General features: G+C 63.7%; 19 protein-coding genes. All 19 read right to left on the bottom strand.

From position 1 onward, the window contains the following. Positions 1–32: 32 nt before the first annotated feature. Positions 33–1,892, bottom strand: a complete 1,860-nt coding sequence (locus JQ573_RS28430) for a hypothetical protein (protein ID WP_212314599.1) — start codon at positions 1,890–1,892, stop codon at positions 33–35. An 18-nt stretch (positions 1,893–1,910) separates the two neighbouring features. Next, positions 1,911–2,393, bottom strand: a complete 483-nt coding sequence (locus tag JQ573_RS28425) for a phage tail assembly chaperone (protein ID WP_212314601.1) — start codon at positions 2,391–2,393, stop codon at positions 1,911–1,913. After that, positions 2,390–6,277, bottom strand: coding sequence for a host specificity factor TipJ family phage tail protein (locus tag JQ573_RS28420; RefSeq protein ID WP_212314603.1), 3,888 nt, complete (start codon positions 6,275–6,277; stop codon positions 2,390–2,392). Before JQ573_RS28420 ends, JQ573_RS28425 begins: the two co-directional genes overlap by 4 nt. A gap of 1 nt (position 6,278) precedes the next feature. Further along, positions 6,279–6,695, bottom strand: a complete 417-nt coding sequence (locus JQ573_RS28415) for a hypothetical protein (RefSeq protein WP_212314605.1) — start codon at positions 6,693–6,695, stop codon at positions 6,279–6,281. A gap of 185 nt (positions 6,696–6,880) precedes the next feature. Next, positions 6,881–7,408, bottom strand: coding sequence for a Cache 3/Cache 2 fusion domain-containing protein (locus JQ573_RS28410; protein ID WP_212314607.1), 528 nt, complete (start codon positions 7,406–7,408; stop codon positions 6,881–6,883). Between the two features lie 371 nt (positions 7,409–7,779). Then, positions 7,780–8,271 carry a hypothetical protein gene (locus JQ573_RS28405; RefSeq protein ID WP_212314609.1) on the bottom strand — a complete coding sequence of 164 codons (492 nt, stop codon included), beginning with the start codon at positions 8,269–8,271 and terminating at the stop codon, positions 7,780–7,782. A 241-nt stretch (positions 8,272–8,512) separates the two neighbouring features. Beyond that, entirely contained in the window at positions 8,513–9,037 is a 525-nt protein-coding gene (locus tag JQ573_RS28400) for a DUF1833 family protein (RefSeq protein ID WP_212314611.1), read from the bottom strand. 2 nt (positions 9,038–9,039) lie between these two features. Next, positions 9,040–9,411, bottom strand: a complete 372-nt coding sequence (locus JQ573_RS28395) for a hypothetical protein (protein ID WP_212314612.1) — start codon at positions 9,409–9,411, stop codon at positions 9,040–9,042. A 4-nt stretch (positions 9,412–9,415) separates the two neighbouring features. Next, positions 9,416–11,620 carry a hypothetical protein gene (locus tag JQ573_RS28390; protein ID WP_212314613.1) on the bottom strand — a complete coding sequence of 735 codons (2,205 nt, stop codon included), beginning with the start codon at positions 11,618–11,620 and terminating at the stop codon, positions 9,416–9,418. Further along, entirely contained in the window at positions 11,620–11,988 is a 369-nt protein-coding gene (locus JQ573_RS28385; RefSeq protein WP_212314614.1) for a hypothetical protein, read from the bottom strand. The genes JQ573_RS28390 and JQ573_RS28385 overlap by 1 nt, the downstream gene beginning before the upstream one ends. After that, positions 11,985–12,446 carry a hypothetical protein gene (locus JQ573_RS28380; RefSeq protein WP_212314615.1) on the bottom strand — a complete coding sequence of 154 codons (462 nt, stop codon included), beginning with the start codon at positions 12,444–12,446 and terminating at the stop codon, positions 11,985–11,987. Before JQ573_RS28380 ends, JQ573_RS28385 begins: the two co-directional genes overlap by 4 nt. 107 nt (positions 12,447–12,553) lie before the next feature. Continuing rightward, positions 12,554–13,774, bottom strand: a complete 1,221-nt coding sequence (locus JQ573_RS28375) for a phage tail tube protein (protein WP_212314619.1) — start codon at positions 13,772–13,774, stop codon at positions 12,554–12,556. Positions 13,775–13,796: 22 nt separating this feature from the next. Further along, complete coding sequence (locus JQ573_RS28370) at positions 13,797–14,252, bottom strand: hypothetical protein (protein ID WP_212314621.1); 456 nt, start codon at positions 14,250–14,252, stop codon at positions 13,797–13,799. Positions 14,253–14,264: 12 nt separating this feature from the next. Continuing rightward, positions 14,265–14,732, bottom strand: a complete 468-nt coding sequence (locus JQ573_RS28365; RefSeq protein ID WP_212314623.1) for a hypothetical protein — start codon at positions 14,730–14,732, stop codon at positions 14,265–14,267. After that, positions 14,732–15,022, bottom strand: coding sequence for a hypothetical protein (locus tag JQ573_RS28360; RefSeq protein WP_212314625.1), 291 nt, complete (start codon positions 15,020–15,022; stop codon positions 14,732–14,734). Before JQ573_RS28360 ends, JQ573_RS28365 begins: the two co-directional genes overlap by 1 nt. Beyond that, a complete protein-coding gene (locus tag JQ573_RS28355; protein ID WP_212314627.1) occupies positions 15,022–15,399 on the bottom strand; it encodes a hypothetical protein in 378 nt (125 codons plus the stop codon). Before JQ573_RS28355 ends, JQ573_RS28360 begins: the two co-directional genes overlap by 1 nt. Next, entirely contained in the window at positions 15,396–15,788 is a 393-nt protein-coding gene (locus tag JQ573_RS28350) for a hypothetical protein (protein ID WP_212314630.1), read from the bottom strand. The genes JQ573_RS28355 and JQ573_RS28350 overlap by 4 nt, the downstream gene beginning before the upstream one ends. Positions 15,789–15,795: 7 nt before the next feature. Then, the gene (locus tag JQ573_RS28345) at positions 15,796–16,152 is read right to left on the bottom strand and encodes a hypothetical protein (RefSeq protein ID WP_212314631.1); all 357 of its coding nucleotides are present in this window, start codon (positions 16,150–16,152) and stop codon (positions 15,796–15,798) included. A 1-nt stretch (position 16,153) separates the two neighbouring features. Continuing rightward, complete coding sequence (locus JQ573_RS28340; protein ID WP_212314634.1) at positions 16,154–16,861, bottom strand: hypothetical protein; 708 nt, start codon at positions 16,859–16,861, stop codon at positions 16,154–16,156. Between the last annotated feature and the right edge of the window lie 18 nt (positions 16,862–16,879).

Below are 16,879 nucleotides of genomic sequence, written 5' to 3'. Positions count from 1 at the left end.
CTCGCTGTTTCGCTCTACGAATCCCATTGTCATCACTCCAGTGGATCGAACCATCCGCGCGTAAAGCAGCGATATGACGTGCCGGCCGCGGACGATCGCGCGCACACTTGCGCCGACGTGTCGGTCCACACGCGCAGATCGGACGCGTTGCCGGAGGTCGCGGTCGAGGCCTCCAAGCCGTTTGCACCGACCGAGTAGCTCGGAGCGTTGTCGGTAAGTCCGGTTTCGTGTGTCCACCAAGTCGTGTTTTGAGTGGCATTCCAAGCAATGATGTTCAGCAAAGCCTGCACCCTGACGCCGGCCGGACAACTGGCGAGCGCGAACGTCTGCAGCGTCGTTCCGATCGTCGTGCTCAAATCCAGCGCCGAGCCGGGCCAGAAAAACTCCCTGCCGCGCTGCAAGAGCGCGGAGAAATTGACACCGCTGTTGAACCACACAACGCCGATGCGGCGGAACAACGTGTATCCGGCCGGCATCGTCGGCGCAGTTGCGCTCTTGGACATCAGCACGTCGACAACCGACGTCGTCGGATTTTTGATCACGAAGACGTGGTAAAAGCCGTTCGCCAGCGCACCCGTGTCGAGACAACCGTTATTGTTGCCGGCCGCCCAAGCCGAACTTGATTTCGTCAGCGCAGCACTGAGCACGATCATGTCGCCCGCGCTTCGATCGCAGGCAACGCCGGCACTGACGCTGAAGGTCGAAACACCACCAGGCGACGTGATTTTCAATCCAGAGAGATAGCCACTAAGGACGCCCGGAATGCCGAGATTGATCCGCGCGAGCGCCGTGTTTCCTGCGTACTCAGACAGACAGTTTGTTGAGGAAACGTCGCCGGCGCCCGGCTGGCCGACGCGGCTGAATGCCCAATCCGTATATGTTCCTGCCCCGCTGGATTTATCGCGGAAAAGGATCAGTTGCCCGTTCGCGGGATTGTAGGTGCACTGACCCTCTACCCAGTTGCCGATTGAACCGCTCGATGCCGCGCGCAGACGCGCGCCATTCAGGTACGATAGATCAATCTGAGTTTGAAAGAGAACGCTGCCGATACCGATCGACTGCGACGACGTGCTTGTTCCTTCGGTCAAACCCTGAGCGATTAGCAGCCATTTGCCTGCCGCCCGATCGGCCTCGAACGTGGTCGACAGATGCGGGACGATGCACTGGTAGATGTTCTTGTTAAGCGTATACACGACGATCGACGCTGGCGCCGCCGCGACATAGTTCTGGCCGGTCGCCCACGACACCGTCTGCTGCCATGGCACCGGCCCGGTCGCGCCTGTATCGCCCTTGGCCGCCAGCACCTGCCAGTAGGTCGCATCGGGCGGCGCATGCCCTGAACCGGGCGTCGTGTTGCTCCAGACGAACGACGAACCGTTCAACGTCGTCACGTCATTGAGAGCGTATGTATGCGCGGGATCATAGGGCGCCGGCTGTCCGAGCGCCTTGTTGACGCCCTGGTAAACCCACACGCCGCCGGTCTTCAGCCACTCCTTGCCGGTCGCCGGCTGCCGCGCATATTGTCCCTCGTCGCCCTTCGACGGATCGGGCTCCGTGCGATCGGAACGCACGAACACAAAGAAGCCGTCAGTCTCGAGTGCGCCGGTCAAGCGGATGACCTCGGCCGAGTTTTGCGCGCCATTGAAGCGCAGCGGACTGGTCTGCAGAATCTGGTACACGGTCCCGGCCGGCACCGCTGCAAAGGGCCATTTGGCGATGACGAGATGCGTATCATCGGTCACGCCAAGGATGTCGACGCCGGCGAAGCCGTCGACGATCAGTTTGTCGAACTGTTGAACGTTCGACGCCCAGAGCGGGCCGCCGGCGCCGGCAACAGAAACCGCGCCGGCGCCGATGGCTACGGTGCCGGTCGCATAGATCAGGTTCGGCATAGGATGGTCTCTCCGAAATCAGCTTTGTGCGAGCGCGTCGATCCGTGCCATCAGGTCGAGGATCTGCGCCGGTGCGGCCCCAGCGTCCGGCCGAGCCGGCCAATTGCGCGCCATCGTCGGCGCGTCAGGCAGACGGGACAGAGCGCGAAGCGCCTGCCGGAACGTCGTCCATGCTTCGCGGTTCGCGACCGGCCGATCTGGAACCATGTATTGATCTGATGATGCCAGCTCGGCGGAGACCGCGAGCACGATGGCGAGCGCGAGCCGCTCGATCAGAAGCACGCGCTTTTCAACAGCGGGTCGCGCGACAATCGCGTCCTCCGGCCTCTGAAACGGACCGACCAGGGCGACGTCGACCATATCCTCGAGCGGGTCGATGTCGCGATCGTCGGCGGTCCGCAGAATGCAGTGATCGGGGAAATTGCTCGTGCCGTCGATCGGCTCGGCGTTTCCCCAGGAGCGGATGTAACCCGTCGCGCTGCAGAAGTGGATGATCGTCATCGCTTTGCCGCCATCACAAACATCGAACCGGACGCGACGCCCCAGAAGCCTGGATTGCTAATGGTCACGCTGACAGGGATCGACATCACGCCGCCCGTTGCCGCGATCTGGACTGAACCCGAAAGCGTCGGGGTGAAGGAGACGTTCTGGCCGGAAAACGCATACTGCGAGACCACCGTGCCGTTTAGCGAAGCGGTGAACGTGCAAGAGGATGCGATATTGCCCGACTCATAGACCACAAGCGGACAATTCAAGTAGAGCGTCATCGTCTTGCCGGCCAACCCGGTTGTGTCGAGCGAGAGCGTGGTCCCGACGATGACCGTCGTTGAGCCGCCCACGTTGATCGCACTGATGGCCTGCACGATCGGCGTAATGATCGCGTTGTCGCCGATGCTGAGGCTCTTGACGCTGAGCGCGCCGATGACGCCGCTGTCGGACGTGATCGTGCCTGTCTGGATATTGACGGCCGTCACCTGACCGGCGCCGATCATGCGGGTGAAGATGCTGCCGTCGAGATAGACATTCGCGGCGACGCCGACCGCCGGCAAGCCATTGATGGTGCCGACCGTAAACACCGGGATCGCCGCGCTGCCGTTATAGCCAGGGAGCTGGACCTGGAACTTGTCGGACTGCACGATGAAGGCGGACCAGTTGGCGCCGCCGTCGAGGCGGATGCTTCCGGTCACAACGCCGTTGACATTGATGCTGACGCCCCAGCTCGCGCCGACGATGCCGTCGAGCGTCGCGATCGCGGTCGCCTGCTCTGTCACGGAGGCGTTGAGGTCGCCGAACTGCGCTGCGACCGTGAGCTTGTAATCGGCGAACGCCGTCTTGGTGTCATAGGCGACGGTGCGGACGTCGTCGATCGACGCATTGATGCCGTCAGCCGTCACCTGGATCAGGTTCTCGACCTGCTGCAGCTGGTCCCACGCCTGCTGGTTGCCCGCCTGCTTGGCGAGTGTGATCCGCGCCGCGACCTGGCGCATCTGGTCGGACATCGCCGTCTCGAGATCCGCGATGTCCTGCGCGTGCTGCTGCTGCAGCGTCGTGACGGCGTATTTGATGCCCTCCTGCAGAGACTTCAGCGCGACCGCGCCGTCCGAAATGACGATGGTCGGTGCCTCGAGGTCGACCGTCGAGTAAGGGCCGCGGAGCGCCGAGTTGACCGCCTGCACGCGCAGGCGGAGCGCCGCGTTCTGCACGACCTGGTCGAACTGGTTGGCCGCGCCCTCATAAACCTGCGCCCAGGACGCGCCGGCGTCATAGGAGACATCGGCGATGTAGTAGAGCGCGCCGGCGGCCGGGAACCAGCTTGCCGACAGCATCGGCTCGGCCGTGCCCTGCCCGAAGCTGGCATTGAGGCCGGCAATCAGCGGCACCTTGTCGTTGCTCGGAAACTGCGGGCTCGGCAGCACCGGCGGATTGCCGAGATCGGTGGCATGGACGCGCTGATCGTCGACGACCAGGCCCAGCGTGCACTGATCGCCGTTCGGCGCGCCGTTGAGCACGACGCAAAGCCGGGACTGGTTGTCGCCGCTGCCGATCTCGAAGGACGGATCTTCGCCGCCGTCCTCGCGGGCCAGGACAGCCGCGAGCGTCGTCGCCTGCGCGCTCTGCGCCGCGGCCAGGCTGCCGGCGTCGAGCACGGCCTGCGACGCGTCCGCGCCCTCGGTGCACAGGATCGGGCCGAACGATTTGCCGTTGGCCTGCCGCAAGCGGATATAGGTCGGGCCGCCGTCCCAGACAGGCGCGGGATTGAGCGTCAGCGTGCGGCCGGCGACAGCCACAACGGCGCCGCCATAGCCATAAGCCATCGGTAGCGCGGATTGCACCCGCACCACCGAGCCATAGGTGATCGCCCGGCCCTCGTATTCGACGTCAAGCTGCACCGTCTCGCGCCGGTAGATCGATTGCAGGTAGTAGAAGGCACATTCGCGGAACGCCTGGTCGCGGTTCACGATGCCGTCGACGCGCTTGGTCTCGGCGGATGTCGCAGTGAAACCAATGGCGTTCGGCGGATACTGGACCTGCGCCGGCAGCCAGGTTTCCTCGTCGAGATATTCGACGATGACGGCGTCGGGATCTTCCTCGCCCAGCATCTGGAACGAGACCTGCATCGAATCCCGCACGATCTCGCGATCGCTGAGCATCATGGTCGGGACGTCGCGCCATTCGTCGCGCACGATCGAGATCGTGTCGCCAAGCCAGAAGTGCCGCGCCCTGGACGGCGTCAGGATCTTGTCGAGCGCATCCGGCACCGCGACCGCGGTCGTAAAGCGATAATCGAACGTGTCGCCGCGGTTGGCGCAGCCGAGCGCGTGGTTCATGACCGCGTTGAAGTCGACCTTTGAAATCGGCTGACCGGAGCCATATTGCGCGCTGGTCGCGGCGTCGAGAAACGCCCATGCCGGGTTGCGCGTCGCCTGCAGCACGAAATTAGAGCCGTTCCACACCAGCAACTTGCGGGTGCCCAGCACGCCGAACTTGTAAGCGCCCTGCGTGGACTGCGAGGCCAGGAGGCGGATCGCGACGGTCGAGACGTCGGGAAACGAATTTTTGCCTTGCAGGAACGATCGCAGCCCGGCCCATACAACCTGGTTGGAGCCGAGATCCGTGCTGAAGGCCGCGTCATCGCGGCGAAAGCGCACGGCATAGCGGCCCGCCGGGACGTCGACCTTGCGACTGTCGCGGACCGGGCTGGTGCTGCCGTACAGGAATACGCCGGAGAACAGCGTCTGGAACGCGCCGATCTGCGCGCCGGCGTCGTTGATCGGGCAATATTCCGCGGTCAGCGGAATGCGGGCGTAGCCGATCTTTGCGCCGTTAGCGCCCTGGTTGAAGGTGGCGCAGCCGCCCGGCAGGACGAAGTCGACCGCGATCGACTGCGCCAGCGTGCCAGGCGGATTGGCCGCGAACGGGCCGAGCCAGGCACCGGATGTCGTGGCGCTCGGCGCCACGAAGAAGCCGCCGGCCGTGCCGCTGCCATCGGGCAGCTGCTGGCCGGAAACCTCGGAGGACTGGTCGACATTGGTCGGGAACAGCGTGACCGTCGCGCCCGGCTCATAGAACGCAATCTGCGCGCCTGGAAAGGACGCCGAGATCCCGTTGGTCGAATCCCACAGGACCGTGTCGTCGACATAGATCGCCTCATATTCTATGCTGCCCATGGTCGGTGACAGCAGCACGTTGAGGTATTGGTCATTGCCGACGAATTCGCCCCATGGCGTCGCGGCGAAATCTGGATAGTCCTTCACGCGGCCGTACCAGACCGGTAGCGGCTGGCCGAGCTTGGCGACGTTGCCCTGCGCTGCAACCGAATAGATCTGGTCCTGGGTCGCCGACGGCGTATTGGTCGCGCCGGCTTTCGGCGCAACCAGGGCGTTGACGAGCAGCGAGCCGCCGACGCCGATCGCCGCCGTCGTGGCATAGGCGCCAAACGTTCCAGCTCCGAACAGCGCCGGGCCGGCCCAGATGGCGAACGCCGAGACCGCCACCAGCGCGACCAGGCCGATGACCTGCTTGACGGCGTTGCCGCCGCCATTTCCGCCGAGCGGATAAGACATGAAGCGAACCACGTCGGCCGGTCCGATGCGGCGCGACCGCCAATCCCTGCGCAGCACGGGCTCGCCATTGATCTCGAGGACGGTCGGAAGCCCTATCTTGAACTGCCAGCCGAATTCCCGATCGCGCACAGCCCAGCCGGTACGCCGCAGGAAAGCCGTGACGGTTTCCCGCGCGCGCAGCTCGGCGCGCGCGACCTCGAGGCCGGGCATCACCAGGTGCAGCACCGGCTTGCGCGCGGCATCAGGGCGCCTCGCACGGCGAGCGCGCGGCCGCGGCGCGCCGATCTGCGGCGCCCGCAATCGTTTGACAGCTCTGTGCATGTTACCTTGGCTCGAAGAAAGAGAGTTTTTTCCAGCCCATCTGGCGCAGCGCCAGGACAGTCTCAAAGGCGACGCCGGTCTTTCCGTCGCAGTGAATGACGCGCGCCTCGGGCTGCATCCAGACGCCGATATGCGCGGGAAAGCGCAGGCGCGCCATCAGGACCAGGGCGCCGTCAGCGGCCGTGACCAGGCCGCCCGGTCCTTCCAGCGCCTCGCGCCAAAGCGCGCGCTCCGGATGCCCCGCGATCGCCTCGAGCACCCAGCGCTCGGAGAAGCCGTCCGGTACCGCAACGCGCGGCAGCTCGCGGCCGAACAGCTCGCGCTGCACATGGCAGGCGAAATCCCAGCAATTGCGGGACTGCCAGGTCCATGGCTCGCCGATCAGGGGCGACAGGAATGACGAACGGTTAATGGACAAGAGCCGGCTGCCTTCCAAACGGCTTGGCAGGTAACCTGACGGTAGGTCAGCTCATTGAGAAAGAGCGGACGTCGGTCGGCTTGACCGCCATGGGCGGCTTTTGACCCAATTTGGACCGCGACAGGCGGCTACAACCGCAGCGGCTGCGCGTCCAGTGTTGCCAGACGATTTCTAATGACTCTCAACTACTTCTTATAGCCCACGTAATAGATGCCGATTTCGGCGCCCGTACTGTCCTTGATCGGTTCATATCCTGTTATATAGGGCGTACCCAGTATAGGCACCTCGCCGAAATAGCTTTTCCCCGCCTTGATCGATTCAAGCGCTGGCCCGGCCAAGACGGTGCCAACTGCTCGGCCGCTTCCATCGGGTTTCGGCACACTTGTGGATACTCGGACGTATTCGCCTCCGTCTTTTGCAAACAGCGTGGCCGTCATCCCCTTGCCGTCCTCTCTTCCAACCGCGTCGACGATGTCAAAGTTGTTATTGATCTTAGTCGTGCCGAAATATAGAGCGGGTGCGTCTTTACCCCCAACAGCGTCCCTTCCTTCGAGCTTGGGGGCTCCTAATTTCGCCGTCATGGCTTTTAATCCTTCCAGCGATTTCGTTACTCTCGGATCCGCTTGGGCGTGCCCGGTGCCCGGCATTAGTGTAGAGGTTGCAACAAGGCATGCGGCGGCCATAATGCCGACCAGAAAGGTTTTCCGATCCATTGTGAGCTCCTGATGTGAAATACGGCATACTCCTTCACGCGCACCTCACGCGGTGTGCACGTCATTCGCGCCTCGGTTTTGACTGCGATTAAACAGACCAGAGATTACAGGTCTAGGAATTTGCCCGCCGACGGCATCAGCGCTGCCGCTAAGATAATTGGCGAATACGGAACTGTCGGCACGTCCTCATGGCAGCTCGCAAGAGAAGTACACCACTTCTGCCTTGCCGCAAAGCCGGTCGTGGCCCGCGCGTTGGCACACGGTTCACTCTTCTTCAAGGTCCTGCGTTAGAATTGCTTGTGCGCCAACACACGATCGCGCCAAAGCCGCCGCTGAAAGAGGATCAGCGGCGGCCAATTCTCATTGCGGTCTTACTTTAGCTTATACGTGCCGGTCTGATGATTGCAGTCCTGAAACGTTCCGGCCTTCACGACAGGAAACGGACCCAACGGTTGGACAGTGCCGCTTGCCACCATGCCTTCGTATTTTCCGGTGCCTGTGATGTTTTCTCGGGTCACCTTTCCATCGCTGCCGAGCGAGAAATATGCCAAGCGTTTGTCGCCATCCGTATCCGTTGCCTCGCACACGGTGGATCCAGTGCTCTTCCCGTCAAGCGAGGCATTCATCCCGACGCAGTGGAAGGTATTCTTATCAAACATCCCGCCGGAAGGATTGCTGCGGGTGGTGCCCGTCATTTCGTAACTGGCCGCGGTGTGGGTCTTGGAAAAAGTGATCACGTTGTTAACGCCGGACCAACAGGCAGTGTAGTCGTAGCTACCCTCCTTTGGCAGCTCGGCTGCGAATGCAGCAGGCGCAGCAGTCAAGATGAGTAGACCTAAAACATACCTCGATGCTTTCTTCATATCTGCGCTCCCTTTTCTACAATAATCTCCTTTGCAATAAGCAGCTGACCAAGATGCGAACGCGATAGCCGCCGCCGATAAATAATGACACGATCCGTGCGGTACGGAAAGGGACAACTCCGCGTTGACCGGTCCTCTGGGGCGCGCAGAGGCTCTATTGGCCAAACTCTGACACTGCCCAACTCTGTTGTAAGGTCGCCTTTCGGAGGAGGAGCCGACCTTTTTGCCGGACGTCCCGCCACTAGGGCAACAGGCTCGGAAACTGGACATAGTCGTAATTCTTGGTCAGGCGCGGAAACCGCTTGTTCTGCAGGTTTTTGACCATGACCGTTCCGGTCAGCGACGCTCCGACCATCTGCACGCTGCGCAGCTCGAACTCGATCGGCCCATAGGCCGGCTCGGTCAGGTCGCTGCCGAGGTACTCGCGATAGAGCACCTGGATATATTCGCGCGCTCCCTGCGCCGCGCGGATCTTCGGCACCAGCTCGCGGTTGACGTTGTCGATCTTGATCGTTGTCGACGGCGGCTGGCCTTCCTTCTGCTCGGGATAGCCAGCCTGGAACGGACAGGCGATGAATGTCACGGTCTCGCCGGCGTCGCGCGGCGCGCCGACCTCGAGCCCAAAGGCCATATCATCGCCGACATTGGCGACAACCCGCGCCGGCTGGTCGAACGACGACTGCCAGAGCTCGAGCGTGTAATAGATCCGCGCGCTAGGCGGACAGGAGGCATAGGCCTCGAGCAGCGCTTCATTGTGCGTCGGCATGGCTAGACGTCGTAAACCCGCAGCGTCATGCGGACGTCGACCGTCCCCGGATTCGGCCAGCTGGCGATCAGCGACGAGCCAGGCTTGATAAACTGACAGACCTTGTTCGCCAGCGACGTTCCGAGCCAGACGTCGATGGTAAAGCGCGCCGTTCCGAGGTTGAGCGTCGTCTTAACCCACTCGACGAACGTGTCATAATCGGCCGCATAGAAGCGAACCGTCTGCGTCACCGTGCCGACGTTGTCGCCAGGCCGCGCACGCTGGCGCGTGTTGCCCTGCTCCATATCGGTCGCGATCGGATCGCGCATGCGCTGCAGACCGAAACCCTCCTTGAGGATGACGGCGTTTGCGATCGGGAATGCCGGCAATGCCATGTGATTATTGCCCCGTGAACGGTTTGACGCCGTACTGGTCGCCGAGCACGCGCCGGCCAGTGCCGGTCGACAGCGAGTCCCCGACCGCGCCGTCGACCATCTTGCGCAGCGTCACCGTGATGTCGCCGTTCGGCGCCTGCTCGACCGCCGGCGTCGCATCCGTGTAATTGTTGATGGTGACCTGCGGCGATCGGCCTCCGCCGGCGCCGGCGCCGAGGGCAGCCATCTGGCCCGGCGTAAAGACGCCCTCGCCCCGTTGCGCGATGATCGGAACCTCGTTTCCAGCGATGCCGCCAGTGTGGAAGCGCGGCGCGTCGTCGAAATAGGCGCCGTGGATGTAACGCATCGACGTCGCCTCCGCGCCGATGATGCCGCCCGTGTGGTAGAGACCGCCGAGGCCGCCGACGCCGGCGGCGCCGGTCGACGCTGCGCCGCCGCCCGAGCCGCCGAACGAGAACAGGCCGAGGCCGCCGGCCGCCGACTGCAGCGACCGCATCAGCGGCTCGACGATCGTAATCTTGATAATCATCTGCTCGATCGCCTTGACGATCGCATTCGACATGTCGGTGAAGCCCTGGCCGGCCGACTTGGCGCCCGTCGTGATGTCGGTCAGGCCGTTGACCAGGTCGCCCTCGATCGAGGACGAGATCCCCTTAAAGGCATTGTTGGTGCGGATCGCAGCTGCATACGTGCTGTCCAGCGCCGCCGGCACGTCGTTTCCATAGATCCCCTTGAGCTGCGAGGCGATCGCGACGTCGTCGGACGACAGGAACGCCGTCTTGCTGCTGAAATCGATCTGCGAGCTCACCTTGGCCCGCGCCAGGGCGTCGGCAGCAGCAGCCGCGCGATCGCGCAGCTCGGCGAACTTGGCGGCCTGCGCCGCCGTTTCCTTGCCGTTGTTGGCCTGCACTGCAGACGTCTCAGCGGCCGTTGCGCGGAACGACGCGAGCGCGGCATCGCCGAGCCCGACCGCCTTGGTATCGGCCTCCTGCGTCTCCGTATGCTTGCGCAGCGAGTTGATAGCGCGGTCGACAGGATCGAGGGCTGCGTCGCCCCTCGCCGCCACATTGGACGGCCGGCCGAACTGCAGGCCGGTCAGGCCGGCCTGCATTGACTTGAGCGACGCGGCCTGACCTTGCCAGGCAAATTCGTTCTGCGCGTTGCTGGTGTCGGTAATCGACGCGCCGCTCCCGGCGTACCACTTGATATCCTCCGGCCTGATGCGCTCGACCGACGAGCTCAGGATACGGCCGGCCGATTCCCAGAAATCGAGCGAGAACACCGTCGCATTCTTGAAATCAGACAGCGCTCGCTCGGTCTCCGGCGTGATCCCGATCTTGATGCCGACCGTCTGGTTTGTGCCAGGGCCGCCGACCGCCCCGGACAGGGCGTCGAGTTGCTCGTTTGCGGCCTTCTCGATCGCGTCCCGGTCGATCGACTTGATGAATTTGGCCGCGCGCTCGATCAGGTCATCCAGGAACGGCAGCACATCCGCAAAGGCCGCCTTCATGTAGAGCGACCATTGGATCGAGCTCTTGCGCCACTCGGCATCGAAATCGGAGGCGCGCTTGATCGTCTCGTCGTCGATGACGGCGCCGGCGGATTGCGCCTGGTTGCCGAGATCCCGCATCGCGCCGGCGCCCTGCTGCAACAGCGGCACCCATTCCTTGGTAAAGCCGAGCATCTGCGCGATCGCGGTCGCGTCCTGCGGACTGCGCGCGCGGCTGACCAGGTCGGCCGCGATCTGCAGCAGCTGGTTTTGGCTAATCAGCTGCCCGTTCGCGTTGCGCAGGCTGACGCCGTTGGCATCGAATTCTTTCGAGAGCGAGTTAGCATTGCGCTGCGCGTCATTGAGCAGCTGCGCCGATTTTTCCAGCCCCGCATTGATCTGGCTTTCCGTCAGCCCGGCGATCTGGCCGCCGAACTGGATACCCTGCAGATCCTTGAGCGACAGGCCGACGCGGTCGGCGAGCGAGGACAGGTCGGCCAGCGATTTGTTGAAACTGACGATATAGTCCAGCGCCTTGTTGACCGTGGCCGCCGCCGCGATCGCGCCGGCGCCGAGCGCAACCAGGCCGACGTTAAAGCCGGTCGCCGCGTCCGTGCCACGCTGCGCGGCGCCGGCGGCGCCATCCATCGCCCGCTCGTAGTCGGCCGCGCCTTGCGTATTCGCGTCGATAACGAGCTCGGTCACGACCTGGTCGGCCATCAATCCCCCTCCGTCTGCAGCTTCGAGTAATCGACCAGATAGAGATCATCGAGCGTTTCGAGGATCTCGAGCTCCCATGGAGCCAGGTCGGTTTGTGTCCGACGCAGGAAAGCGTCGATGTCCTGCCATTCGATCGGCGACAACGCGAAGCCGTTGCCGCCCTTGCGCCGGCGCAGCCGGTCATAGATGCGCCACAGGTAAGTCAGCGCCCGCGGGATAGGCGGGACCGTCAGGATCGCTTCCCGTTCGGCCTTGCGCTTTGGATCTCGCGTTCGGAGGACGAGGCCCTCGAGGACCTGGCGGTAGGTCTCGCCGGCGTCGCCGGCCCTCGAGGACAGCAGAAAGCTGCGCTCGGCGAATGCCCTCAAGTCTGACTTGAGGGCCTCGTAAAAGCCCGCTCGCTCGTCAGGTAATCAGTCACCTGGACGAAGAAGCTGCCGAGCTCCGGCCGCAGGAACAGGTCGACGGCATTCTCGATCGTGAACGGGATAGGATCTGGCGAAACCGTCTTGAAGGTCGGATTTGGCGACCATCCGACGATGCGCCGGCAGACCTTTGTCACGTTCTGCCGGCGCCGATCGGCGACCGTCTCATCCTCGGTTTTCCATTTACGCCCGTTGACCTGCGCGAACTCGATCGCCTTCTCCTTTTCGATCGCGTCGCGGGTCGATTCATTATTGAGCGCGATCGTCTGCGCATGCGCCGGACCGGCGAGCTCGATCACCCAGCCGAGCGGCGTATCCGTGCCAGGCCTGCGGATCTGCAGCCGGAACGTGTCGACCGGCAAATGCGCGGAGAGATCGAGGATTGCGGTTGATTCAGTCATGTCGGGTGCCTTTTGTCGGAAAGGTTGGCCGCAGGGTCCGACAACCCTGCGGCCGGTTCTCGCGAGAACATTCCATCGGCCAATGGTCGGCGCCGATCACTCAAACGCTACGCTGCAGTGGTCTGGAACGAGATCATGCTGTTATTGCCGGTCGCCGAGGTATCGATACCGACCAGCGCCGGCGGGATCGTGATCGTCTGCGTGCGACCGCCGCCCTGCTTGGAGAACGCCGAGGGATCGACGCCGCCGAGCGTGAAATTCGGCACCGTGATCGACAGGAAATCTTTCGGCTCGGCGGAAAGGTCGACGGCCAGGATGTTGAGCGAATACTGCGTTTCGCCAACGAAATCGGCCAGCAGCTGCAGATCCTTCCGCAGCATGGTCAGGTTGATCGAAACCCGCAGCGGACCCGTGAACACGTCCGGCGCGTATTTGATGTTGCCGGAACCGAACGCATCCGGCGCGCTCGGCTGGATGTCGAGCGACAGATCGAACGAGGTCAGCTCGACCAGGTCAACGCCGTTGAGGCGGATGGTTGCGTCGACGACGGCGAACGGCGTCCCGGTCGTCGCGGCCGGGTTGGTGAAGTATGGCACGCCAGCAGTCAACGGCCGGATCTTGCCGGTCCCGATGCCGCCCGGATCGAACATGATGATCCCGTTCGGCGCCATCGAAAACTTGCCAGTGCCCCAGACGAAGTCGTCGAGGACGGTCGATTTGCCGATATCGCTCTCGAATTCCTCGAGCCCGAAATAGCGATGGATCAGCGCCGCCGGGTTGGTCAACCGTTTGCCTGGCCGCGTGATCGTGCAATTCGTATCCGGCGCAGCGTTGACGATCAGCGTCTCCGGCACCGTGATCTTGTTGGCCGAGAGCGCCGAGATCCGCAGGTTGCGGCCATTATTGCCGGCGTCCGGCAAATTCGACGCGCGGATGATGTCGCCGACCTTGAAACCCATGTCGATCGGCGATCCGTTGCCGAACACGATTCCGTCCGCGACCGTGGTCAATGACGTGAAATCGGCCTGTGTCTTGCTGAGAGCCGCCGCATCCCACGTTCCGCGCATGATCGCCTCGAGGATCGCGTCATGCGAGCCGAGCGAGATTTCCGAATTGTAGTTTGACGACGTTTTCTGCGTGCCGTGCCGGCCGCGCGTCGACATGCCGTCGTTGCGAACCTCCTGCGACTCGGTCGCCGCCTTGGAGAGTTTGACGCCGGCGCCGCCGGAGATCCGCAGCTGCGAGGCGCCGGCGCCGCCGGCCGCCACCTGGCCGAGGCCAGCCTGCGCCTTGTAGGCGACGCGGCCGGCGGAATTGCTTTGATACATGCGATCAGTCTCCTGTTTGGCATCAGTCGATGAAAAAGAACTGGAAAGGAATCACGACGACGAGGCCGAACCAGTTGCCGTCGTCAGAGGCGCTGTCGCCGCCCTGGACGGTCGGCCCCTCGCCGTTCTCACCCCAGCAGCGCACGCAGGCGCTTGGCTCGGCGTTGTAGAACGTCGCATCCTTGAACAGGTCGCCGGCCTGGCCGGCGAGCGCGAGATGCGCGGCGAACCCGTAACCCTTCGGCACAAACACATGCACGAAGATGTTGCCGGTTATCAGCCAGGTCTGATTGCCAGGCGTGCCGACGCCGCGCTTTCGCCGCAACGTCTCGACGACCTCGAAATAGCACCAGGGCTGCCCCTGCGGCGGCCAGGGCGTCTGCAGAGGATCTTCATTCTGGAACGAGGTCGGCGCCGCCTTGAACCCGTCCTCATAGCGCGCGCGCATCGCTGCGACGGCGCCGGCGTAATCAGCCATGGGATTTGACCTCTAACGTGCGCGGATCTCGAGGGCCGGCTGACGAACCAGCCAGGCCTGCCGGGCCTTGTCGGACATGCGACGCCGGCCACCCTTGATCTGCCTGGAAAATGCGGCATAGGCCGCGATGTCGCCGAACCGGACCGGCATGAACGTGAATTTCACTGCTGCGCGATTGCCGAACCGCGCGGCGACGATCAGCGCGGTCTCCTGGTAGATCTTCGGCGCGACCTTCATTTTCATCCGGCCTATCTCGATCTTGCGCGCGTAAGGGACCGGGTTGGAAATGTTGATCTGGTCATCGCGCCGGAACGCGGACACGTCGCTGACGACGCGACCATTTAGAAAAACCGTGTGATTGTCCCGGTAGAGACCGGGATGCGGATCTCCGACCGAACCGACCGGCGACCGCTGCCGCAACGTCTCGAGCGCGAAGTCGACGACGTCCTGCATCGCCAGATAGCGAAAGATGATCCGCATCAGCCGTCGACCGAGACGATCTCATCATGCGAGCCGTTGAGGACCTCCTCGACCTCGGTCGGAACGAGATCGTTCAAGGCGTGGTCCGCCTCCTCCTGCCGGATGCGGTCGAGCATCTTTTTGCGGGCTTTGCGCAAGGCGAGCTCTTTCGCGTCCTGGAACGCCTTTTTGGCGTTCAGGCCGGCCAGGTCGCCGGTAATGACGAATTTCGCTTCCTCGCCGATCGAGATGCTATTGCGGACGGCATCGAGCCGGCGCTCATAGTCATCGCCGTCAAATACCTTGCCCATCAGCCCCGGACCTGCAGCTCGAAGGCGATGACCTGCCCCTGAATCCGCCTGGTCGCATCGTCGACGCCCTTGATGCTGACCTCGGCGCCGGCGATCACCAGAAAATCGCGATCGGTCAGCGGCAGCATGGTCGACAGGGCCACCTTGCCGGCCGGCACGCCCGCCGAGGGATCATTCAACAGGATGACGTGACGATCGCCCTGGCGGATTTCGCCGACGAGCTCGGCCGGCTGATAGCCCTTGACCCTCGCCAGGACGGCCGCCTCTTTAGCGACCGCACGCGCCGGTCCGACGCCGGCGTAACGCCGGACCAGGACGGTCTCGCCGATCTCCTCGAGCGAGCGCCGATGCTGATCGAGGGACTCGTCCGGCGTCACTGGCCGTCAACCTTGCTGGTGATGACCTGGCCCACCTCGGAGCCGTTCGAGCCGGGCTCGCCATCGTTTGGGCCGCCGTTGTCTCCGGCGCCGGCCATGCCCTCGATCATCGACCGCAGCTCCTCGGCGTGGTGCTCGAGCTGGCCGACATGCCCCAGCGCGACACCGTGCAGCTCGTCGATGCGATCGAGAGCCTGGTCGAAACGGCGGCCGGTCACCGAGATGTCAGCCTCCTGCTTTTTGGCCCGCGCCAGGCGACTTTTGAGGCCGGCGAGTTCCATCGGTCGGCGGATTTCCATGTCTACCTCCAACAGTTGCGGATGCCGCTCGAGCAGCTCGAGCCGCAGTTTCAAGTGCGCGATTGCGACCAGCGCCGTGACGCGGTCCATCGCGGGCTTATTTCGCGCGGACGCGCAGCTTGACGGCCTGCTCCATGACGCGGCCGGCCTTGGTCTTGATCCGGTTGACAACCGAATAGGACATGCCGTCGACGCCACCGGACAGCCAGGCGCCGGCGACGGTCGCCGAATTGCTGGCCCGATCGGCGATAAGGCCAGGCGGCAGCGTGAAGGTGGATTCGGCGACCGTATCGGCCGGCACCACGGCCTCGCCGGCCTTCAGCCTGGCGAGCTCGGCTGCCGTGCACAGACGCCGCGTCCAATCCAGGCCATAGTCCAGGATCTCGTCCGGGCTCTTGGACGGCCAGCGCGCGCGGCCGGCGCCAGGCTGCAGCTCGACAACGCGATCGGCCATGTCAGTCGACCCTGAGATTTGCGAGCAGCGAGCCGATCGCGGACTGTACGACCGCCGCCAGCTGCGGGTTGTTCTGGTAGCGCTTGGTGCTGACGCCCTCGACGCGGTCCTCGAGCAGCATCTGATCCCGCGTCAGCAGCGGCAGCAGATCCCGCACCGCAAGGCAGAGCGCGCTCTTGAGCTGCCGCGGCATCACGTTGACGTCCTCGTCATAGCCGCAGTTGAAGCGGATGCGCACCGAAGCGTCATCAAGGCGCGCGACCGGCCAGGACTTGCCGAGCGGCGGCGCAATCTCCTGCTGTCCGAGCGGCTGGCCCATGCCGAGCACGCGAAAATCAGTGCCCAGAACCATTGTCTGGTCGACGCCATTGGCATCGAAATACTTCACGCTGACGATGTCGATCAGCGGAGGATAAGGCAGCGGGATCGCCAACGGATTGTTTCGCGGCAGCACCTTGCGGCGCCGGTCATCGAAGCTGCGGAGCTGCAGCTCCCAGGTCTGCTCGCGGAGCGCGCGGCCGAGCGACCCGCCCGAGGCCGGATCGAGGTTGGCCACCGCGGTCTCGAGCGCTACGGTCAGGACCAGGTCCTGGCTACCGCCGCTGATGCCGAGCGCGGCCTTGACGTCCGCGAGCGCGATGACCTCATCGGTTGGCCCCTCAATCAGGACCGCACGGCCGCCATCGCTGATGTCGTTATTGCGAAACATGACGATACCCCCAGCGAT

Source organism: Bradyrhizobium sp. AUGA SZCCT0105 (genome assembly GCF_018129565.1).
Classification (GTDB): domain Bacteria; phylum Pseudomonadota; class Alphaproteobacteria; order Rhizobiales; family Xanthobacteraceae; genus Bradyrhizobium.
This window is presented reverse-complemented; position numbering and strand designations above follow the sequence as displayed.